The sequence below is a fragment of the Nannocystis pusilla genome (assembly GCF_026626665.1).
Lineage (GTDB): Bacteria > Myxococcota_A > Polyangia > Nannocystales > Nannocystaceae > Nannocystis > Nannocystis pusilla.
The window spans coordinates 473,569-493,816 of the sequence record NZ_JAPNKE010000002.1; the positions used below are offsets into that span (position 1 = coordinate 473,569).

Consider the following 20,248-nt stretch of genomic DNA (forward strand, 5'->3'; position numbering starts at 1 on the left):
TTCTCGCCGGGCCCGGACATGAACGCCGGCGCGCATGATCGCCGCCGCCATGCCAGGCCCGCTCGCCGATGAACCGTCCGCTCAGGCGTCGGCCGCCGATCGCGAATTCGAGGCGGTCTACCGCGAGCACGTCGGCTTCGTGTGGCGCAACCTGCGGCGCCTGGGCGTGCCCGAGCCGGAGATCGAGGATGCGGCCCACGAGGTGTTTTTGGTGGTGCTGCGGCGCCTGCCGGAGTTCGACGGCAGCGCGGCGATCACGACCTGGCTCTACGCCATCACGCGCGGGATCGCCAGCAACCGCCGGCGCGGCGATCAGCGGCGACAGCGGCGGCACGCCGAGGTGCCCGAGCCCGGGCCGGCGGAGGGGCCGGCCGAGTGGCTCGAGCGCTCGCAGGCCGCCGCGACCGTGGCGCAATTCCTGGCCACGCTGACCCCCGAGCAGCGGGTGGTCTTCGAGCTGTTCGAGATCGAGGGCCTGCGCGCGCACGAGGTGAGCGCGGCGCTCGATCTCAATGTCAACACCGTGTACACGCGGCTGCGCGCGGCGAGGTCGCGGTTCGCCGCGTTCGTCGCCGCCTTGCACGGCGGCGCGGCGGGAGGTCCCCATGGCTGACGAACTCGATCCGCGCGCCCGCGCCTTGCTGGCCGCTTACCGTAGCGACGCCGGGCCGTCGTCCGCCGCCACCGAGCGCCTGCTGGCGTCGGTGCGGCGCAGCGCGGCCGCGGCCGCGGAGGCGCGGGTGGTGCCGTTGCGGCCGCGCAGCAGCTCGCGTCAGTGGCTCGGCGTCGCCGTGGTCGGCCTGGTCGCGGCCGCGCTGGCGCTCGCCTTCAAGCTGTCGCCGCGGCGCCTCGACGCCGACGCCGACGCGGCCCGCTCGGCGGCCGCGCTGCAATCGGCCGACGAGGCCGCGAGCACCTCGGTGACGCCGCGGGTGCGGCACGGCGCCGGGTCGGCCACCCTGGATGTCGCGCCGGAGCAGGCGGCGGACCCCGAGCCGCCGCTGCAGCGGCCGGGCGCTGACGACGAAGGCGAGAGCGCGGCTGCGACGGCCGGCGACGCGAATCGCGGTACTTCGGCGACGGCGACGCCGGCGAAGCCGCCAGCTCGCGGCGCCGGCGCCCCTGCGAATGCCGCGTCGACTCGTGGTCCCGCCGCGGCGAATGGCGCCGGCGTGGACGAGGCGGGCGCCGCTGCGACGAATGCGGACACCGCGGCTCCGACGAACGCCGCGAGCGGCAGCGGCGACGCGCTGGCCGAGGAGCTGGCGATCGTGCGGGCGGTCAACGATTCGCTCGCGGGCGGGGCCGCCGAGCCGGCGCTGGCGCGACTCGACGACTACCACCGGCGCTTCCCGGCCGGGGCGCTGCGCGAGGAGGCGGCCGCCTTGCGGGCGGTGGCGCTGTGCGCCGCGGGTCGGGAGGACGGCGCGAGCGCGGCGGCGGCGTTCCTGCGCGCGCACCCCGGCTCGCTCTCGGCCGAGCGGGTGCGCCGGTCCTGCGACGTGCGGTGAGATCGCAAGTCCGAACGGACAGGTCGATTTTCTCGCGGCGGGGCCAACGAAAGCGCGGGGGTGTGGACATTCACCGGGCACTGAGGCAAGCATGACATTCAACTTCCTGAGCATCCTCCCCCTCGCCGCGCTGACGCTCGGCGGTTGCACCCTCGACGCCAAGCTCCTCGGCGAGCCGAACTACGACTCGGCGACCGACTCCGACTCCGACTCCGAGGACAGCGCCGACGCGACCTCGAGCAGCTCGAGCGCGGGCTCGGACGGGAGCAGCTCGAGCACGACGAGCGCGGGCTCGGACGGGAGCAGCTCGAGCACGACGAGCGCGGGCTCCGAGGGGACCAGCTCCACCTCGACGACCGGTCCGGAGGCGACGTCGAGCAGCTCGAGCGCGGGCTCCGACACCGACCAGACCAGCACCTCCACCACCTCGACTTCCGGTCCGTGGGAGACGTCGAGCAGCTCGAGCGAGGGCTCCGACACCGTGCAGACCGCCACCTCGAGCACGAGCGGCGTCGAGACCACCGGCGGCCAGCTGTGCGAGGATCCCCCGCTGGACGCGCCCGGTGTCGACCGATCGTGCCAGTTCGACCAGGATTGCCTCGTCGTGTTCCACCAGACCGACTGTTGCGGCTCGGTCGACGCGTACAGCGTCAACGTGCAATCGACGGATGCCTGGCAGACCGCAGCGGCGCCGTGCACCTTCGAGCCGTTCTGCGACTGCGCGCCGCAGCCGACCGACGCCGAGGACGGCGAGTCGACCGCCGACAAGGACGAGATCGTCGCGCTGTGCATCGACAACGTGTGCCGCAGCGCCGTCCCGTAGCGCCCCGCCGACCCGGGCAGGCGTCGCCGCCGCTTGCGAGGTCCAGCACAATGCCCCCACGATCGCCGCGCGGTCGGCGTGTATACGCATCTGCCGCATTTGCGCGCTGGCCGGTGACGGTTAAGCTCGACGGCGAGAAAGGGCATTCATGCAACATCGAATTCGAGTCCTCGCATCGCTCCTGGGGGTCGCCATGATGACGGCGACCGTGGCCACCGCCCAGGCGGCCGAGAAGGGCAAGACCGAGAAGATCGCCCAGCCGGAGCCCGATGCGCCGACGGCTCCGCCGGAGCCGAAGCCGGAGCCGAAGCCGGAGCCGAAGCCGCCCAAGCCCAAGGGCCCGAACCCGTCGCCGAGCCCGACGCCGCCGCCGTCTCCGACGCCGCCCTGAGCTAGCGATTCGTGGCGAGCGTGAGACGCGAATCACCGGTGATCCTCACCGGTGATTCGCGTTTCGGCGCGCAGGCATGACGGCGGCGTCAGGCGACGCCCTCGTAGCGGCGCCGTCCGTCGCGCGGGCTCTGCTGGTAGCGATGCACGCCGACCAGGGCGCCGCCGACGGCCGCGCCGAGACCCAACAGCATCGCCAGGGACAGCCCCAGGAGCGCCTTGCCGGTGCCCTCCGCGGCCTCGAGCGCGTGGGTGCGGGCGGTGGCGGCGAGCTCGTGCATGCGGGTCTCGTAGCCGCGCTCGATCTGCCCGGCGATGTCGGCGGCCTCGGCCGGCGAGAGCGCGGTGTTCTCGGCCAGGGCGTTCACGACGAAGCTGGCGGTCGAGGCGACCCTCGCGGACCGAGGTGCGCAGGGCCTTCTTCGCGGCCGCCATCAGCTGATCGCCCGTGATCGCCGGCTTGCCCTCGGCCTGCAGGCGACGATTGACCGGGGCCAGCAGGTCGTCGGTCGACAGGCCCAGCGATTCGGGCGTGATCTCGGCGCTCGCGCCGGCGCCCATGGCCGCGGCCGCGCCGCCGGCGGTGGCCGAGGCCATGCTGGCGCCTGCCGAGACCGCGCCGCCGATCACCGCGGTGAGCGCCATCCACAACAGCGTGATGGACGCCACCGTCGCCAGCGCCCACAGGACCGCGCCGTGGATGACGCCGGCGACGCGCCCCTGCGGCTGGGCCAGCTTGCCCACCGCGAGGCCGCCGATGAACAGCGCGAGGATCGGGGCGACGAGCGCCCAGACCCCCGCGCCGATGCCGACGCTGCGCAGCGAGCCCGGGTCGTGCGGCTGGATGGCCGTGAGGCCGATTCCCATGCCGAGCAGATGGAGGAGGAGCCACGCGCCGACGGCGATGAGGGTGCCCGCGAAGATCGAGCCCCAACAGACGCCGGCGCGCGGCGGGGTGGGCATCGGACCCACGGCGGTGACGGAATCGTCTTGTGTCATGCGCATTGGCATGCCACCGGTCGACGACTGGGGCACGCGCAAATATGCACAGCGACCGCGACGATTCAGGGCGAGCGCAGCAATATCACCACCACGAGCGCGACCAGTGCGAGCAGGAGCATCGCGGCGGTGAGCCGCAGCGGGCGGCGGTACGCCGAACGCGGCGCGCCGCGCCACCACCGGAAGAACACTGGGTCGTCCGGTCGAGGCGCGAGCGGGTCGTTGGGATCAGGGGACGCCGAGGTTGGCATCGCTGGCTCCGGCGATGATGGGCGGAGGATCCTCGCTCGGCGGCTGGTCGGGCGGCGGATCGATGCGCGGCGGCTCGCTCGGGGGCGGCTCGATCTCCGGCGGGCTCGGCGGGGTCGGGTCCTCGCGCGGCGGCGGGGTCGGCTGCGGATCCTGCTGCGGCGGCGGGGTCGGGTCCTCTCGGGGTCCCCGCGGATCCGGCTGGCCGGGCGCCTCACGCGGCCCCCGCGGATCGGGCGGGTTCTGGCCCGGATCCGCGGGGTCGATGGTGTCGGGACCCGGCGCGCCGGGGCCCGAGCTCACAGTCCGAATGTGCATTGCAACCCCGCTCCCACGGTGCACGCTCCGAACTCGCCGCACGCGTCCGAGGCGCACGAGTCGAGGTCGTCCAGCGTCTCCCGCTGTTCGTCGGCCATGCAGTTGCCGATCTTGTCCTTGCAGTCGTTGACGCACTCGTCGACCGAGACGTCTTCGTCACACTCGCGCGCCTTGTCGCAGTACGACTTGCAGCTGGCGCTGATCTCGAGGTTGGTCGCGCCGCTGCTGTCGTCGCCGCAGGCCGCCAAGCCGGCGCCGAACAGGAAAGCGAACGCGAGGAAAGAGCGATGAAGGACGTTGCTCATGGTCTTTTACGTAACTCCTACTAATTGTATAGGCGGGTCGCCCGGTTGTGCAAGCTCTGCCGCGCGATCGAGGTACCATTCTGCGTACTCGGTATTGTGGATCATGCGACGGCCGAGGTCCGGCGCGCCGTCTTTCCACCACACCGGGCCGCGCTCGCCGAGGCCGACCTTGGCGGCGTGGACCCGGGCCCGGGCGGCGCGCAGGCCGGCGACGTCGCCCTCGGCCTGGAAGCGGCGGACGTCGCGGCGCGCCGTCATCAATGACTGCACCAGCGCGGCCCGGACGTCCGCGGCCAAAGGATTCGCCGCGCGCCACAACCGGCCGCGGACGACGATGTATCGTCCGTCGGGGGTGTGCAGCGGCGGCGAAGCGCGGCGCGCCATGGCGGCCTCAGTTGCGGCGCTGGTCGTCGTCGGCGATCTCGCGCACGCGGGCGTCGTCGATGAACACGACCTTGCCGAGGTCGTTCGCCATCTCCTTGGGCAGCTCCCACGTCTCGATCGCGTTGGCGGGGACCTCCTCGAGCTCGCCCGAGACGGTGACGTAGTCGCCGGCGACCACGTCCTTCGGCATCTCCTTCGGGACCACGTACACCTTCTCGCTGGTGCTCGGCCCGATCCACATGCCCTTGCCGACGATCATCTGGACCTTCTCGCGGTTCAGGTCGACGTTCTTGCCGTGCAGCGACTTCTGGTCGGTGACCGCGAGGATCTCGGGGACGGTCTCGACGTCGCCCTTCATCACCTCGGCGGCGGCCTTGGCCTGCTCCGGGGTGATCTTGCGGACGGCCTCGGCGATCAGCACCGGGCGCTCCTTGAGCTTGATCTCGATCTCCGGGCTCAGGTCCCAGCCGAGGTCGCGCTCGACGTCGGCGACCACGAAGCGGCGCACGGTGCCGGTGACGATCAGCTCGTCGTCCTTGGCGTAGGACGTGTGCGAGGCGGCGTCCATCGGCTTCTTCAGCAGCACGGTGATGTCGTCGTCGAACGCCCAGCCGGTGCCCTCGAGGCGGAACGCCTGGTCGCTGTAGACCTCGTCGATCTCGCCCGTGACGCGGACCTTCTTGTCGTAGTACCAGGCCGGGTGCTCCTTCACCTGGTCGACGTCGGTGGTCGGCAGCGGCATCGGCGCGCGCTCGGCCTGCTGCGCCGGGCGATCGGCCGCCCGCTCGCGCTCGCTGTTGCAGGCGCCGGTGGCGACCACGGTGAACAGCGCCGCAATGGCCCACGCTTGGGCATGAGTGTCTCGTCGCATGAGAATCTCCCTGTTGTCTCTCGGGTGATGCGTTTTCGAGTGTTGCCCGCCCGGCGGCTCGCCAGGGCAAGCGGCGCTGAGGGCATGCACCGCATCGCCGGAAGTGCAAGCTCATCGATTCATATTTGCCAGGACGAGCTCGGTCGCCGCTGCGCGTCAACGCGCAAGACCTCGCTGCGAGGCGCTGAGGCGCGTTCTGGCGGCGACGGCGCCAATGCGATGAGGCCGGTGACGCCCCCGCATTCGCACCGATGATTCCCGTCCACGCTAGCAGCAGGGCCCCCCCGCGCAAGCCGCGAGATCGGGCCGCGCCGCCGCCAATGCGGGCTTGTGGGCTCGTCACGGTCGAGGCCGCCGCGCGGGCGCGGAGCCGCCGAGCTCGCCGCGGAGCGCGCGCGCGTTAGGGCCGCAGGACGCAGCCGCCGACGAACTCGCCGCGCCACTTGGCCAGCATGGCCTCCTTGTAGGCGCTCAGCGGGAACTCGCGCGAGACGTGGGGACGGAGCCGGCCCTCCTCCACCCATTGGAAGATCGCGGCCAGCCGCGGCGCGCGGATCGACGGATCGTGCAGGGTCGACAGCACGGTCGGACAGCCGCGCACGGTGAGGCCCTTCATCATGATCAGATTGGTCGGCAGCATGTTGGCGTTCGGGGCGCCGCGCAGGCCCTTGCCGCGGGCCACCGCCGGGGTGGCGGCCCAGCCGACGATCAGGAAGCGCGCGCCGAACTTCACGCAGCGCAGGCTCTCGAGCGAGATGTCGCCGCCGACCCCGTCGTGCACGACGTCGACGCCGTGGCCGCGGGTGAGCGCCTTGACCTCGTCGCGGAAGCGCCGCACGCCGGGGCTGCCGTCGAGGTTCCTGCAATTGATCACGTGGTCGGCGCCCTGGGCCCGCACCTCGGCCAGCTTGTCGTCGGAGCGGCCGGTGGCGATCACGGTGGCGCCGAGCAGCTTGGCGACGTGGACGGCGGCCAGGCCGGTCGAGCCGGAGGCGCCGTGGATCAGCACGGTCTCGCCGGCCTGCACCTGACCGCAGGTGACGAGGCAGTGGTAGGCGGTCTCGTAATTGCCGAGCAGGTTGCAGCCCTGATCGAAGTCGAGGCCGGCGGGCAGGCGGCGCACGGCCGCGGCGGGCGCGACGGCGTAATCGGCGAACCCGCCGTAGGTCTGATAGGCGCCGACCGAGCGCGGCCCGCTGAGCAGGCCGTCGACCAGCACCGGGTCGCCGACTTGCAGTGCCCGGGGTCGACGCCGGGGCCGAGCCACGCGACCTCGCCGGCGTACTCGAGCCCGGGCGTGTAGGGCAGGGGCGGCGCGTGTTGATATTGGCCGCTCGTCATCAGCAGGTCGACCCAGCCGACCGCGGCGCTGCGGATCCGCACGATCACGTCGGTCGGCGCGAGCAGGCGCGGGTCCGGCGGGTCGACTGGCTCCAAGGACATGTGATGCGCGATCGCCTCGGCCGGATCCTCGGCGAGCTCTTTGACGACGACGCGGTGTCCGGGGGGCAGGTTCAGGGCGGTCATGCGAGCGCGCGAGCGTACCGGCCGCGGCGCTCGCGGTCAAAGACGGCCGCGACGGGGCGCGGCGGGCTCCTGGGCGCGAGCTCGGGGCGAGCTCGTCGGTGCAGGCCGGGGGGACGGCGCGCGCGGGTCGGGCGCGCGCCCGCGGCGACGGCCGAACGCGAGGCTAGCGACCCCGCGCCGGCGAGGACACGGGGCACCCGCCAATGATACGAGGTGGGGGCGGTCTTTCCGGGTGGTATGGTGATTCATGGCGGTTCGCGTCGGCCGACCGACCGCGTTCGCGCGCGTTCGTGCCCGCGAGGCGGCGCGGGGCGGGGATGTTTTCAGCGCCGGGGCAATGCTAACAGTGTTCGTGCGCACGCCTTTTGCTTGACCGCGAGCGCCGGGCGTGGACACCATCGCGGTGATGACGCGTATGGTCCTCGTAGTCTGTATGATGTTGTCCGGCTGTAGCGCCGGACCGGAGACGTTCTGGCGCGGCGTGACGCGCGGGATATGCAAGTACAACCGCAAGTGCGCCGACAGCCAGGAGCCGCTGGTGGAGTGCGAGCGGCTCGCCTACGAAGACGCCGGCAGCCCGGAGGACTTCGCCGCGACCTGCGACTACGACCGCGCCGCCGCCCGCGCCTGTCTCCGCTACGTCCGCTCGGCCCCGCGGATGTGCGGCGGGCTGTCGGAGCGGCCGACCTCGTGCGAGGGCGTGTGCGGACCAGGCACCGCGATCGTGTTCTATCCGGAGGACTCGGGCTGGTTGACGGAGGTGACGGTCGATCCGAGCCCGCGCCGGCCGGTGCTGATCGCGGAGTGAGCTGTCCATCGGGGCATGTCCCGAAGAGCAGGCGGGCGGGCACGCGAGGGGCGACCGGCGGGCGGCTGCCACCGTCTCGCGGCTGGGGTCGGGCCCGGGTGCGTCGCGGGGCGTGCGCAGGCGACGGTTTCGCCGGCATGGGTGTAGACTGAGGCGGCATGTGGCCGCGTCGCCGTCGACCTGCCTCCACGCCTCGTCGGGGCGCGGGAGTCGTCGGCCTGGCCCTCGCGGCCACGACGTGCGGCGACGTCGAGGGGCCGTGCGGCCGGCTGGAGCGGCTGTGCGCGCGGGAGGGCGGGTGGAAGCTCGTCTCGCCGCGGGTCGACGAGGCGGTCGAGGTCGACCTCGACGGTGACGGCGAGCGCGAGCAAGTCGTGCTCGACCGCGCGGGCGAACAGCTGGTGGTCGCCTGGCCCGAAGGACAGCGGACGATGCTGGCCTTGCCCGCCCAGGCGCCCGCGGCGATCGCGGGGCTGCCGGGCGCGGTCGCAGTGGCGCTGAGCGAGCCGCCGGTGGTGGTGGTGTTCGCCGCCGACGCCTCGGGCCGGCTGGGGCGCCGCCGCGAGGTCGTCCTGCGCGACGAGGCCGCGGCGCTGGTGGCCGCCGACCTGGCGGGCGACGGCGCGCCCGAGCTGGTCGCGACCCTCCCGGACGCGGGTGTGATCGCGGTGATCGATCCGTCGACGGGGACCCTGCGCGAGCACCCGGCCGGCCGGTCCCCGCTGCGGCTCGACGTGGGCGACGTCGACGGCGACGAGCACCTCGACGTCGTGGTGGTCGATCCGGGCCAGGCGCTGCAGGTGTTCTTCGGGACAGGTGACGGCGGCATGCGTGCGGCGACGGCGAGCCCGGCCGCGGCGGCGATGCAGTGGATCGACCTCGGCGATCACGACGGCGACGGCGACCTCGACGCCTTCACGCGCGCCGACTCGACCCAGGTGCTGGTCCACCGCAACGACGGCCACGGCCGCTTCTCGAGCCCGATCGCGTTGCCGATCGCGGGCACGGGCGACGACGACGACGGCGCGGGGCTCGTGGTCGGGCCGGTGGCCGCGAGCGGATTGTTCGGCGTCACCGTGCCGTCGACGCGCGGGATCACGACGTGGTTCGGCAAGGGCGCGACGTGGCTCGGCCGCCTCGAGGAGCCGATGCCGACCCCGGGCAGCTGGGTCGGCGCGAGCAGCGACGGCGGCCTGCTGAGCGGTGGGTACGGGTTCCTGCAGCGCAGCGAGTACGCGTCCGACGGCGCGGCGATCGAGATCTGGCGCGACGAGACGCTGCAGAGCAGCCTTTACACCAGCGCGGTGACGACCGGCCACCTCGACGGCGATCCGCTGCTCGACGTCGCCGCAATCTCCGAATCTCGGCTGCTCGTGCTGCGCGGCCGGGCCGACCGCGGGCTCGAGCGGATCGCCGAGCTCGACCTCGAGGTCAAGCCGATGGGGCTGACGATCGCCGACGTCACCGGCGACGGTCTGGCCGACGTCCTCGCGTCCGACGTGGCGAACGTGTGGCTGGCGCAGGCCGGCGCGGGCGGCTCGTACGTGTTGCGCCCGCCGCATCCGGCCGCGATCCTGCCGTACAAGCTGGTGCCGGTGCGCACCGGGCCCGCGTCGCCGGCGGCGATCGCAGCGCTCTCGGTCCACGATTCGGGCTTGGGGTACGACGGCGAGGGCGCGTCGCTGCTGCGCTTCGGCCTCGACGGCAGCGTCGCCGACGAGGTCCCGCTGGGCCCGTGGCAGGACGTCTTCGGCATCGTGACGGTCGACTTCGACGAGGACGACGTCGACGAGCTGCTGGTGTACGCCCGCGACGCGCAGGCCGCCGTCCTGGCGCACATGGTCCCCGAGGGCCCGAACTTCGTCGCCGCCGCGACGCACGACCTCGGGGCGTTGACGGGCCTCGAGGCGGACGTGTTTCGCCCGGGCGGGTTCGCCGTCGGCGACATCGACGGCGACGGCGCGGTCGAGGCGGTGATCAGCGCCTATCAAGCGGGCGTGGTCGTGTCCGGCCTCGCGAGCGGGACGGCGGCGGCGACGGTGATCCCGGACATCCAGCCGCCGCACACGCTCCGCGATCTCGACGGCGACGGTCGGCTCGACATCGCCTCGGCGATCCAGTCCGGATATTATTACTGGCAGCGCGGGCTCGGCGACGGCACGTTCGAGCCCGCGATCAGGGGCGCCAGCTTCGTCGAGGGCACGGCGGGCGCGTTCGCGGTCGGCGACGGGCAATTCGACATCGTCACGCTGTCGCGCTCGGGCATCGCCACGCACCTGATGCGCTCGGTCGCGCGGCCGGTGCTGACCCGCGGCAAGGGGCTCGTCGGGCAGCCGTACGACCTCGTGTTCGGCGACGTCGACGGCGACGGGTTCGACGACGTGGTGACGGCCGCGCGCGACGTGGCGGGGGACGTCGGCGTGCTGTGGGGCGCCGAGACCGACCCGCTCGCGCGCGGTCGGGCGAGCACCGACGGGCTCTTCCGCCGCTCGCTGTCTCTCGGCGACCTCGACGACGACGGCACGCTCGAGGTCCTCGCCGTCGCCTCGCCGGACAGCATCTGGGTCCATCCGCTCCGCCCGGACACGCGCGAGGCCCCGTTCGTCCTCGCCGAGCTGGCCGAGGGCCACGTGCAGGCCGCGAAGGTCGCCGACCTCGACGGCGACGGCCTGCCCGATCTCGTCGCGCTCTTCATGATGGAGCAGGCCTTCGTCGCGGTGGCCCGCGGGACCGGGCCGTTGCAGTTCGCGCCGTTCGTCACCGTGGCCGAAGTCGACACCTACGCTTCGACGCTCGAGCTCGGCGACGTCGACGCCGATCGCCGCCCCGACATCCAGGTCCGCAGCACCGCTCCCGGCGTCAACATGCTGGTCCGGGCCGAGGCCGACGGCGCGTGGGCGAGCCCCGCGGCGCTGCCCGGAGAGGTGGCGATGTTCGGCCCGCCCGACGCGGCCGGGCGCGTCGAGCTGGTGACGCAGGAGGGCGCGTCTTTCTACCGCCACGACGGCAGCGCGCCCGAGCGCCGGTCGTTGCTGCTGCAGCGCGACGCGCAGGACGGCGCGGTGCTCCGTCGCGTCGCCGACGTCGACCGCGACGGCCGCTACGACCTCGCGATCGCCGACGCGAACGGCACGCACGTGTGGCTGCGCGGCGAGGACGGGGTCGCCCAGGTCACCCTGGCCGAGGTGCCGCTCGACGTGGTGGGGTTCCCCGACATCGACGGCGACGGCCGCAGCGACGTCGTCGGCGTGCGGCTCGGGGCGCTGTTCGTCCGGCGTACGCGGCCTTAGCCGCCGCAGGGCCGTTTTGCGCGCATCTGCGCTTCCCGCAGGCGGGACGCGCTGGTACAGTCCGGCGCGCAGCAGCAGCAGCAGCAAGGCTCACAGCATGTCCAAGTTCACGCTCGTCCACGAGATCAATTGCGACGCTGACACCTTTTGGAAGGTCTTCCTCGACCAGGAGTACAACAAGAAGCTGTACCTCGAGGGGCTCGGCTTCTCCGGCTACGACATCCTCGAGCAGCGCGAGACCGACACGACCGTGACCCGCAAGGTCAAGGGCACGCCGAAGATGAACCTGCCGGGGCCGATCGCCAAGCTCGTCGGGCCCAACTTCAGCTACGTCGAGGACGGCAAGCTCGACCGCGCGACCAAGATCTGGACGTGGAAGGTCACCCCGAGCGCGATGGCCGACAAGGTCCGCAACGAGGGCACCCTGCGCATCGAGCCGATCGGCGACAACAAGGTGCGCCGGATCGCCGACCTCGTGGTCGAAGCCAAGGTGTTCGGCGTCGGCGGCCTGATCGAGAGCTCGCTCGAGAAGCAGCTCCGCGAAGGCTGGGAGGCCAGCGTGCCGTTCATGCACAAGTGGCTCGCTGCTCACGGCACCACTTGAAAAACTTGTAGTTACGCGGGGTTGGCGGTGCCTTCGTCAGGGCCGCCTCGTGTCGCCCCGGCCTGTGTCAGATTTTTGCCACTCTCGGTGGCGAGGCTCGTCCGGTGGGCGGCCATCTTGGCGATCGCATCGCGCCGCGTGCGCTTGCTGCCGTGCAGGTAGACCTCCGTGGTGCGCGGTGAAGCGTGTCCGCACAACTCCTGCACGGTCTTGAGATCGGCGCCAGCCCGCAACGCGTGCGTGGCGAACGAGTGCCGCAGGCTGTGGGGACCGCGGCGCTCGATCCCTGCCAGCTTGGCGGCGGTGTAGAGGTAGTTCGTCACGGTCCGCCGAGTCGCGGGCTGTCCGAACTTGTTATGGAGCAGCCACTCGTCCGTGCTGAGGTTCGCCGCCTCTCGCACGCAGGCGGCGAGCCGCGGGACATGGGCACGACCCGTTCTCGGCCCGATTTGGTGTGGTACACGAGGCGCTTACCCTTCTCAGCGAAGACGGAGCGGCGCACATGCAAGTCGTCGCCGTCGATGTCCCTGATCTGGAGGCCGGCGATCTCGCTTGCGCGGAGACCCGCGTCCAGGCCGAGGAGCACCACCAGGCGGTGGGGCAGGTCGAGTTGCGCCTGGCACAGCACTTCCGCCTCCTCCTCGTCCAGATGCGCGCGCTCATACGGGGGCTCCGTCACTTCGACGCACTGCGACCCGATGGGCTCCGTGCGGAGCCCCTTCGACCGAGCAACCTCCAGGCAGTGTCGCATGACGCCCAGGTAGACGTTCGCGGTGCTCGACCTCAGCTCGGAGAGGGCCGAGCGAACGTCGTCGAAATCCGTCGCCCGGAAGTCCTTGATGCGCTTCTCGCCCAACGGCTTCCCTGATGTGTCTCGCGCGGCGCAAAGGCACCGGAGAGCTCTCTCGGGAAGCCAGGGTCGACTCTCGTACGCGGCGCGCCCGTTCGCTCGCTTCCCAGGCCGCGCACCACTCTGCGACCGTCATGGCCGTGAGGTGCTGTTGAGCGGCCGCCGCTTCCTGCTTGACCTCTTCGGCCTCCGCCTTCGCCTTGCCTTCGTGGCTCCGTGGGGGCGGCCTGCCGGCCTCGATCTCCCGGCGGATCTGCTCGCCCCATCGCTGGGCCGCCGTCTTGCTGGTGATCGAGCGAGGCGGGGTGTAGCGGTAGCGCTCCACCTTGAGTTTGCCCGGCGCCATGGCCCAGATGACGACCTGGAGCCGCGGCGGCTGGGTATCGGTTCGTTCTCGCACGGTTACACTCATCTGCGCGTTCTCTTTCCGCGCAGCCCTCGAGCTCGAGCGTTAGCGCCGAGAGCGAGGGCTGGTCAAGGGCTTTCAGGCCGCGGCGATCTCGGCGGGCACGCGTCGGCCACATCGCCGCGCTGGGGGCGGCGAAGACGGGCGTTCTCCGTCGACGCTAGCGCCTGCCCGAAGGCCGCCATGTTGGTGAACGACCGCGGCGTCGTGCCGAGAAGTGAACGAGGGCTGGCCGCCGCGGCCGGCGGCGTGCTGGCGCTCTCTTGCACAATCACTTCGGTGTCACCGGCACGCAGTGAGTTGCGCGAGCCATCCATCTAGGACAGCACGGTGCCATCGGAGCCCGAGTCCTGGGATCTTCACGGGCGGCGGGAGTTGACCGCGCGCCCGCATGTTTCTCACCTGTGCCTCGCTGGTGCCGATGATCGCAGCGACTTCCGCGACGCGAAGCAAGGCCGGCGATTCCTCTCGTTGCTGATTCTGCATTTTCCCTCTTTCTCTACCGGCCACGCCGGCCACGGTAGCGAAGGCGCACGTGTACGGTGCCTAACCGTGGATGAAGGCGCTCTCTCGTGAGCCGCTATATTGTAAGGATGAGAAATTTCGGGGTTGCTAGCCCCGTTCGCACAACCGCCGCCTATGACTGATTTTTCCGGATGCTTAGCCCGATACTGATGCCGCACAGCACTCCGAGGGCCCCAGCTAAAGCCGCGTATCTGAGAGCCCGGTTCTGGTCGGTGATACCTAGGCGGTGTAGGTCTGCCCGCGCCTGACGGAGCTGGTCTGCAAGCGCTCGAACCTCAGCCCGCGCGACCGTGAGGGCCTGCTCGATATCCGAGGTCGGCATGACCTCTACTTGCGCCCTTTCGGCCAGAACGCAGCCGCGAGCGTGAGCCCCAATGCGCCCGTGAGAACGAGCTTCTCTTCCAGGCCCACCGATTTCATGTAGACGGTCTGGGAGCCGTCGGTCGAGCTCACCGAGCCGCGCCAGCGAGCTCCGGGGTAGAGCCTGGCCGTCAGCGTCCAGGGCTGCACAGTGACGACGAAGACGTTGTCGGGGCTGCCAGCCATCCTCGAGACCTCGCGGAGCGCGGCATTGAGGTCCGACACGTACTCCAGGACACAGGACACGAAGACTACCGCCGAGTCGTCGGCGATGTCGGCGATGGGTCCTTTGGTGATGTCGGCGACGAGCGTGACTGGACACTTGGGACAGCCGTTCATGTCGATGCACACGTCTCCGCAGCCGTAGGCGCGCATCAGGCGGGTATGGAGCCCCGCGTCGGGGTCACCGATGACCACAAGGCGGCGGCCGAGCGCAGCAGCCCGCTCTACCGCGCTTTGGAACGCGGCGGTGCGCTCGCGGCCGCGGATCAACGCGGCTGACCCTTCGACCAGGCCGACGTAGGTCAGGATGACGCGCGCGGCGAGCTTAGACACCGACACGGGTAACCTCCCCGAGCAGGTAATGCACCGCTTTCGCTTGGACGCGGTCGCCCTCGGCGCGCGCGGGAGCCGTGACGGTGTGCCGTTGGGTGTGAAACTGGCTCATGGTGCTCTCCGTTTCGCTTTAGCCGTCAGCCGTGGTCGTCGGCATCCTCATCGCCGCGCCGCGGCGAGCGCGGCGGTCGTCAGTCCGAGGACCCCGATCGCGGCGAGCATGTACGGGGCCCATCTGAGGAGCGTGCCGATGCCCTTTACGGCTTCATTCGCGCCTGACGCCACTTCTCCGGCAGACGAAGCGGCTGACTCCACGGACAGGTATAGTTGACTCAAGGGGTTGTCGCGGAGAACGTCAACGTCCCAGTGGCGGATCGCATCCGCCCAGAGAAATTGGGCCTTCTCCAGTTCCGTGTCGTCGGTCGGATCGTCGTGCCATCCGCCGTCGTGCGTGGAGCCCTGGTTCTCGATCAGGATGGAGATCGGTGGCGGTTGCCCGTCGCGCGGCAGTGCCGTCAGCCACGGGTCCTTGAACCACTCTTTGGAGATGCCGCGCATAGTGTCGAGGAACCGCTCGCGCGCGTCACCCTTCGCGCCGGTGTAGGCGTCGACCTCGAGCGCTCGCACGAGGTCGGTGAGAGGCTCGCGGTCCGCGGGGGCAGGAGCAGCAGCGTCTGCAGGCGGGTGCGGAGGTCGCGGTATGGGTTGTCCAACGCGCTCTCCAGTGCGTGCTTGATCGCCGGCGGTTTCTGGTCGTCAGTGCGCAAGAGCCACTTGGGATGGACCCGCGACAGAAGCCCTTCCTGCTGGATCTCCGAGCCCCATCTGGCATCCTTGTCCGCGTGTGCCTTGGCCACCCCCTCGGAAGTCGCGGCGTTCATCGTTGCGTTGACGATCAGTAAGGCTTCCCACTTGCGGGCCTCGAGATCCGGAGGCGCCAGCATCGAAAGTTCGTAGACCTTCTTGGCGAGGACGACGATGTCTTGGTTCTCATCCATAGGGCGACGCTCCCATGGAGTTGGGCTCCCGCAGCACCAGCGCGCGCATGGTGCTCACGGTCTGCTCCAAGCTGACGACGCGCCGGAGCTGGCGTTGGTGGTGGACGTCGACCTCGCCTGCGAACTTGGAGACCAGTTCGATGGCTTGCGCGACCTCATGCTCGGTCGCAGCGGCGGGCCAGTGGGGATGGCCGATGTCCACGTCTCCCTCGGGTTTAGTGATGTCGCTCGACTGCTTCTCCGAGTCGAAGTCCTGAGCTGCTTCGGCGTTCGGTTGGTCGACTTCCGCCTCCACCGCTTGTCGGGACGTTCCCTCGCTTTGAGTGGCCGCGTGGTCGGCGACGGGCCGCTCCTGGATCTGTCGTTGCAACACGACGAGCTCGGCTTCCGCGCGGTTCAGGCGGAGGTCGAGCTCAGCCTCATGAGTTTTGACCTGACGGCGCAGCGCGTCGAGCTGCTCCTGGACCTTGGCGACGAGGGAGAGCTGGGCTTGCTGCTCGGCGGCAACCCGCGTTCGGAGGATGTTTGCGGACGGCGAGACAGCGGTTGCTGGCGCCGCAGCTTCGCGGGCCTCCCGCGTAAATTCAGGCCGAAACCTTGCCAGCGGGGGCTGTTGCGATTTGGGGGCCTGGGTAGCCTCTCGGGCTGCACTCGTGAACTCGGGACGGTATTTTACCAGGCCTGGCGCGGGGCTCGCGGACGGTTTCGGCGCGGGCGGTGGGGTGACGATTGCGGTCGACGGGGCCCCGCCGAACTGCCCCGTGAGCTGACGAAGGAGCTCTGCGAGGTCGGGCGTGTAACGAGCAGCGAGGCGGCCTTCTTGGCCTCCTCGCTCCCGCCCATGAGCTGCACCAGAGCGTCCTGGATCCCCGGTATCCTCAGACCCGACTTCGCCATGACGTCCTCGAGCGTGGCGGGGCGCACAGTCTCTCCCGCCAGCCGTTCCTGCCGGCACTTATCCGCTGCGACGTAGGCGTTGGCGGCCAGGGTCAGCAGTGAGATGATGTTCTGCATTCTCGGGCTCAATGTGGGCTTGCTCGAAGCGTCGCTGCTCGTCATGTCAGTCCTGGTTTTCTCGGTTGGGGGGTCGTTCTTGCCAACGGTCGTCGGCGCAATCGTTCTTGAGCTTCGACGCGGCGCCGAGGCGCTTGCATCGAATGCTTCGGCCCACGCAGTCATCCAGGCGAGCCATAGCGCGTCGTCCTCGGCCTCGTGTCGATCGAGGTACGCCTGCGCAGTCCAGGTGGGCTCTGGGTACGCGCTCTCCACGAGTTCGAGTAACGCTCTGTCAGCCAAGAGGCCGGCCACACTCTCGTGGCCCGCGTGGCCGGTCGCCAGAAACTCCCGCACCGCCGGCAGAGCCGCTCGGGCCAGCAGCTCAGAGAGTAGGGCACGGATTGACCCCTGAACCGCGCGCCCAGCCGTCGAGGATGCGACCTCGTCCGCGAGACCGTCACGCTTCGCGTCTGCGACTTCATCCTCATACTGTGAGCGCACGGTGTGCAAGCGCCGACGCAGGCCGTGGCGATAGCTGGCCGTCTCTGGGTTAGTCTCCAGCTCGATGGTGTCGACGGCAGTCATGGGGCATCTCCCATCCGAAGCAATCGCAGACCGATGACGTGTTCTTTGGCCACTACGCAGTACGTTCCCGGGTTCGTCAGCACCACCGGTTCCCCGAGCCGCGGCGTCAGGTGGAGTCCAGCCTGGGCCCCGACTCGCTGGCGAGACACCGCCGCCGAACCCCGGATGAGGACGAACGCCGCCATGCCGCCCTCATCGATCGTCTCGAGGAAGGTCTCTCCGCGCATCAGCATCAACGCGCCGAACTGGTGGCGTCGGCCGGCGAGGAGGTTGAGCATCGAAAACTTCATCTCCACTCCCTTCCGTCGCGATGGCCGAGCAGGTAACCCACGGTCAGTCCCGCGAGCGTGCATACGAGGCCCGAGACAATCGCCCCTGTCACCACGGCTCGCTGAAGCTCGGCCGACGAGCATAGCGTTCCCTCGACGACCTCGACGCAGATGGGCGGCTCTTCGCTTTTCGGGTTCTCAGGCGCGTCAATCACCGCCTCGTCCATTGCACTGGGCATCACCACCACCTCCTCCTGTATGAATCCACCATCTCAAACCATGAGTGCGACGCGGGGCTCACACGCAGCCCGAGTTCTTCGAGCTCGGGCCGGCGAATCGGCCACTCGTGCGGTGCATCCTTGCCCATGAACACGTCGTACGCTCGCTCCAGCTCGGTCTCGCTGGCGCCCGGCAGCCGATCGACGAGCGTGTCGTGCACGTGGCGACCGATGGCTCGCTCGTATTCTCGCGCGAGCGCCGATATCTCGTTGTGGGGCTCGTCTGCCGGAATGTGCCTCGCCCGCTGGCCCTGGATGATGGGGTCCACCGCGGAGAGCGACGCTCCGCGGCCCATCTGGAGCTGTCGGGCGTTGAGGGCGATAAGCGTGCCTCCGGAGAGCGCCATGTAGGGGACGACGGCCGTCGACCGTTCGAACTCTCGCAGGGCGTTGGCGATCATGACGCAGGAGGTCACGCATCCTCCGGCCGTGTGCAGGAGCAGCGTCACCTCGCCGTCGCGGAGCTTTTCCATCACCTCGAGCACGTCTTCTGCTACCCGTACGTCGATCACTGGCGTGACTAGCGGGATAACGGGCGAGGGGATTTGGCGCTGCCCAGGCCGAGGGCGCAGGAGGTATCCGGCGCCAGCGAGCGCCGAGCCAGTGACGAGGGTAGCGATGAGGAGAGAGCGATTCATGCGAGTTCCTGCGCGTGAAGAAGAAGCGGTCCTAGGACCGTTCCCGCACCGCCAGAGCCACTCCAACGGTGACTCCGACGATGGCGGTGCCGCCGATGATCCACCAGCCGAGCCGACCGATCCCCCGGAGGGGGTCGGAACTCTCTCCTGCCGGAGATATTTGGGAGCCTTTCGGGCTGCATTCGTCGGCAGAGCAGCCTGTCTGGGCTGCAAGCGCGCGCTGGACGGCGTCCTCGGTCTCAGGGCCCCACTTGCCGTCGACGCCGATCCCAAGAGCTGTCTGCGCCGCGCGAAGGGCTTCTGTGGAGGCCGTTCCCCAGGGCGCACCGGCGTCCCCCTTGTAGTACCCGAGGGCCTTCAGGGCCTCATGTCGCTGCCGTGTCTGGAGCAGCGACACCGTGTCCCCGACCATCCGCTCGACGTAGTTCGTCGGGTTGAGCAAGCCGTCCGGCGGTGGTTCGCCCTCCCACCAGACGGAATTGGCTGTGCGTGCCTCGGCCGCGTAGGTCTCCAGGTGAATCATCCCGTAGGAGCCGAGGACGCGCCCGAGCTTGTCGCCCTTGCGCACGTTCTGCCCGGTCGTGATGCCATACTCCTTGTGGGAGCCGGCTTTGAACCCGCCGAGCACGACGAAGAGGCCGGAAGTGGTGCGCAGGAATGCCGCCTTGGAGCCCTCGCTCCAGCCACGGTCGATGCCGACGACGAGCGCGTCCTCGGGCGCGAGGATCAGGGCGCCATCCGGCGCGTCGGTGAGGTCGATGCCGGCGTGCCAGCGCTCGCACGCGTCGCCCTCGCAACCGAAGGGCCGGCCGCCGCCTACGCTCCATGTGGCGAGTTAGGGGACACTGTCGGTAACGGCCAGGCGGGCTTGGTGTCGCCCTGCGCCATCACCAGTTGCTCCCATTCGGTCGAACGAGCCATCTTCAGTGCCTCCTCGGGATGCCTAACTCGGTCACGGGTTCGTCTCCAGTTCACCACCCTCGATCAGAGCGGCGTCTTCGGGTCGTACGGACAGGGCGCGCGGGGCTGCGGTGATGTCGAGTTGGCCCTCGCCGCAGCTCCGGGCGATTTCGGCCGACGCCGCGCTGATGCGCCGAAGGGCCTCATGCATGCGACGGACCGCGTCCACGCTGCGACCCTCCATGAGTTGGCGTCGAGCCGTGTCGTAGTAGGCCTTGGCTTGTTCGAAGGCCGCGGATGTCCGTGCTTTGACGTCGCCTTGGCACAGGGGGGCATCGAGCATCACAGCGGTCCAGTAAAGTAGCGTGCGCACATCTTGGAGAATCATGGGCGCTCGCTCGAGATCGCTGTAAAATGTGCCGAGCTTCTGGTACAGCTCGACCAGGAACGGCTCGTCACCGATCCGGGTATGCACCTTGCCGCCCGGTCTGAGGCGATCGGTCGGCTCCTCGATCCTGTAGGTCTCGGTCTCTTCGTCGTACTCGCCACGATGGATGCGGATCCGGCGGAGGGATGCACGCTCGCCTTCGGTCACGCGCTCGAGGACGAATTCCGCGCCCTTACGACCGAAAATAACCCCCTCCGAGATCCGCAAGTCATCGGGTTCGCCCTCGACTTCCTCGATCGGATAGAAGCTGAGGACGGCGTACCAGAGATCACGGAGCAGTTGGCGAAACGAGACCGGCTCGGCCCCCGGGAGCGGCCCACCACGTCGCCCGCGGCCATCAACCCGTGCGACTCTAACCACC

The 20,248-nt window shown here is 70.1% G+C and carries 27 protein-coding genes and 1 pseudogene; 7 read left to right on the forward strand and 21 right to left on the reverse strand.

Features of this window, described 5'->3' with window-relative positions; genetic code table 11:
• The first annotated feature begins 49 nt into the window (after positions 1–49).
• On the forward strand, positions 50–613 hold the full coding sequence (locus OV079_RS02295) for an RNA polymerase sigma factor (protein ID WP_267765961.1): 564 nt from the start codon (positions 50–52) through the stop codon (positions 611–613).
• Positions 606–1,511, forward strand: coding sequence for a hypothetical protein (locus OV079_RS02300; protein WP_267765962.1), 906 nt, complete (start codon positions 606–608; stop codon positions 1,509–1,511). The genes OV079_RS02295 and OV079_RS02300 overlap by 8 nt, the downstream gene beginning before the upstream one ends.
• Before the next feature lie 180 nt (positions 1,512–1,691).
• Here OV079_RS02300 and OV079_RS02305 read toward each other — a convergent pair whose 3' ends face one another.
• The gene (locus tag OV079_RS02305; protein ID WP_267765964.1) at positions 1,692–1,991 is read right to left on the reverse strand and encodes a hypothetical protein; all 300 of its coding nucleotides are present in this window, start codon (positions 1,989–1,991) and stop codon (positions 1,692–1,694) included.
• Position 1,992: 1 nt separating this feature from the next.
• Here OV079_RS02305 and OV079_RS02310 point away from each other — a divergent pair, with 1 nt between their 5' ends.
• Positions 1,993–2,334 carry a hypothetical protein gene (locus tag OV079_RS02310; RefSeq protein WP_267765965.1) on the forward strand — a complete coding sequence of 114 codons (342 nt, stop codon included), beginning with the start codon at positions 1,993–1,995 and terminating at the stop codon, positions 2,332–2,334.
• Positions 2,335–2,527: 193 nt separating this feature from the next.
• Positions 2,528–2,725, forward strand: coding sequence for a hypothetical protein (locus tag OV079_RS02315; protein ID WP_267765966.1), 198 nt, complete (start codon positions 2,528–2,530; stop codon positions 2,723–2,725).
• Between the two features lie 88 nt (positions 2,726–2,813).
• On the opposite strand, the gene OV079_RS02320 is transcribed toward OV079_RS02315, so the two are convergent.
• The 8 genes and pseudogenes from OV079_RS02320 to OV079_RS57120 form a co-directional block, all read right to left on the reverse strand.
• Positions 2,814–3,092 carry a hypothetical protein gene (locus OV079_RS02320; RefSeq protein WP_267765967.1) on the reverse strand — a complete coding sequence of 93 codons (279 nt, stop codon included), beginning with the start codon at positions 3,090–3,092 and terminating at the stop codon, positions 2,814–2,816.
• A 696-nt stretch (positions 3,093–3,788) separates the two neighbouring features.
• Complete coding sequence (locus OV079_RS02325; protein WP_267765968.1) at positions 3,789–3,914, reverse strand: hypothetical protein; 126 nt, start codon at positions 3,912–3,914, stop codon at positions 3,789–3,791.
• Between the two features lie 37 nt (positions 3,915–3,951).
• Positions 3,952–4,275: a hypothetical protein gene (locus OV079_RS02330; RefSeq protein ID WP_267765970.1), complete on the reverse strand. Its 324-nt coding sequence runs from the start codon at positions 4,273–4,275 to the stop codon at positions 3,952–3,954.
• Positions 4,272–4,595: a hypothetical protein gene (locus OV079_RS02335; protein ID WP_267765971.1), complete on the reverse strand. Its 324-nt coding sequence runs from the start codon at positions 4,593–4,595 to the stop codon at positions 4,272–4,274. Before OV079_RS02335 ends, OV079_RS02330 begins: the two co-directional genes overlap by 4 nt.
• 6 nt (positions 4,596–4,601) lie before the next feature.
• Positions 4,602–4,979, reverse strand: a complete 378-nt coding sequence (locus tag OV079_RS02340; protein WP_267765972.1) for a hypothetical protein — start codon at positions 4,977–4,979, stop codon at positions 4,602–4,604.
• A gap of 7 nt (positions 4,980–4,986) precedes the next feature.
• Positions 4,987–5,850 (reverse strand): hypothetical protein, encoded by an 864-nt coding sequence (locus OV079_RS02345; protein WP_267765973.1) that lies wholly within the window; start codon positions 5,848–5,850, stop codon positions 4,987–4,989.
• A gap of 400 nt (positions 5,851–6,250) precedes the next feature.
• Complete coding sequence (locus OV079_RS02350; RefSeq protein ID WP_267765974.1) at positions 6,251–7,069, reverse strand: zinc-binding dehydrogenase; 819 nt, start codon at positions 7,067–7,069, stop codon at positions 6,251–6,253.
• A gap of 38 nt (positions 7,070–7,107) precedes the next feature.
• Positions 7,108–7,377 (reverse strand): annotated as a pseudogene (locus OV079_RS57120) (alcohol dehydrogenase catalytic domain-containing protein); the annotation flags it as partial.
• A 481-nt stretch (positions 7,378–7,858) separates the two neighbouring features.
• On the opposite strand from OV079_RS57120, the gene OV079_RS02355 reads away from it, so the two are divergent.
• The 3 genes from OV079_RS02355 (at position 7,859) to OV079_RS02365 (ending at position 12,079) form a co-directional block, all read left to right on the forward strand.
• Complete coding sequence (locus OV079_RS02355; protein ID WP_267765975.1) at positions 7,859–8,185, forward strand: hypothetical protein; 327 nt, start codon at positions 7,859–7,861, stop codon at positions 8,183–8,185.
• Positions 8,186–8,343: 158 nt separating this feature from the next.
• The gene (locus OV079_RS02360) at positions 8,344–11,475 is read left to right on the forward strand and encodes an FG-GAP repeat domain-containing protein (protein WP_267765976.1); all 3,132 of its coding nucleotides are present in this window, start codon (positions 8,344–8,346) and stop codon (positions 11,473–11,475) included.
• 97 nt (positions 11,476–11,572) lie between these two features.
• The gene (locus tag OV079_RS02365; protein ID WP_267765977.1) at positions 11,573–12,079 is read left to right on the forward strand and encodes a DUF2505 domain-containing protein; all 507 of its coding nucleotides are present in this window, start codon (positions 11,573–11,575) and stop codon (positions 12,077–12,079) included.
• Between the two features lie 11 nt (positions 12,080–12,090).
• Here the strand turns inward: OV079_RS02365 and OV079_RS53460 are convergent, their stop codons facing one another.
• The 12 genes from OV079_RS53460 to OV079_RS02420 all read right to left on the reverse strand — a co-directional run bounded on the left by OV079_RS53460 (position 12,091) and on the right by OV079_RS02420 (position 20,247).
• On the reverse strand, positions 12,091–12,480 hold the full coding sequence (locus OV079_RS53460) for a tyrosine-type recombinase/integrase (RefSeq protein WP_338088865.1): 390 nt from the start codon (positions 12,478–12,480) through the stop codon (positions 12,091–12,093).
• Positions 12,399–12,935, reverse strand: coding sequence for a site-specific integrase (locus OV079_RS02375; RefSeq protein ID WP_267765978.1), 537 nt, complete (start codon positions 12,933–12,935; stop codon positions 12,399–12,401). The genes OV079_RS53460 and OV079_RS02375 overlap by 82 nt, the downstream gene beginning before the upstream one ends.
• Before the next feature lie 682 nt (positions 12,936–13,617).
• Positions 13,618–13,821 (reverse strand): helix-turn-helix transcriptional regulator, encoded by a 204-nt coding sequence (locus OV079_RS57125; RefSeq protein WP_420829388.1) that lies wholly within the window; start codon positions 13,819–13,821, stop codon positions 13,618–13,620.
• Positions 13,822–14,187: 366 nt separating this feature from the next.
• Entirely contained in the window at positions 14,188–14,781 is a 594-nt protein-coding gene (locus OV079_RS02380) for a class I SAM-dependent methyltransferase (protein ID WP_267765979.1), read from the reverse strand.
• 153 nt (positions 14,782–14,934) lie between these two features.
• Positions 14,935–15,402 carry a hypothetical protein gene (locus tag OV079_RS02385; RefSeq protein WP_267765980.1) on the reverse strand — a complete coding sequence of 156 codons (468 nt, stop codon included), beginning with the start codon at positions 15,400–15,402 and terminating at the stop codon, positions 14,935–14,937.
• 363 nt (positions 15,403–15,765) lie between these two features.
• Positions 15,766–16,146, reverse strand: a complete 381-nt coding sequence (locus OV079_RS02390; protein WP_267765981.1) for a hypothetical protein — start codon at positions 16,144–16,146, stop codon at positions 15,766–15,768.
• 299 nt (positions 16,147–16,445) lie between these two features.
• Positions 16,446–17,354, reverse strand: coding sequence for a hypothetical protein (locus OV079_RS02395; protein ID WP_267765982.1), 909 nt, complete (start codon positions 17,352–17,354; stop codon positions 16,446–16,448).
• Entirely contained in the window at positions 17,351–17,644 is a 294-nt protein-coding gene (locus tag OV079_RS02400) for a hypothetical protein (protein ID WP_267765983.1), read from the reverse strand. The genes OV079_RS02395 and OV079_RS02400 overlap by 4 nt, the downstream gene beginning before the upstream one ends.
• Complete coding sequence (locus OV079_RS02405) at positions 17,641–17,871, reverse strand: hypothetical protein (RefSeq protein ID WP_267765984.1); 231 nt, start codon at positions 17,869–17,871, stop codon at positions 17,641–17,643. The genes OV079_RS02400 and OV079_RS02405 overlap by 4 nt, the downstream gene beginning before the upstream one ends.
• A complete protein-coding gene (locus OV079_RS02410) occupies positions 17,862–18,413 on the reverse strand; it encodes an SDH family Clp fold serine proteinase (RefSeq protein ID WP_267765985.1) in 552 nt (183 codons plus the stop codon). Before OV079_RS02410 ends, OV079_RS02405 begins: the two co-directional genes overlap by 10 nt.
• A gap of 157 nt (positions 18,414–18,570) precedes the next feature.
• Positions 18,571–19,167 carry a peptidoglycan-binding domain-containing protein gene (locus OV079_RS55505; protein WP_267765986.1) on the reverse strand — a complete coding sequence of 199 codons (597 nt, stop codon included), beginning with the start codon at positions 19,165–19,167 and terminating at the stop codon, positions 18,571–18,573.
• 324 nt (positions 19,168–19,491) lie between these two features.
• Complete coding sequence (locus tag OV079_RS02420) at positions 19,492–20,247, reverse strand: hypothetical protein (RefSeq protein WP_267765987.1); 756 nt, start codon at positions 20,245–20,247, stop codon at positions 19,492–19,494.
• Position 20,248 lies beyond the last annotated feature (1 nt).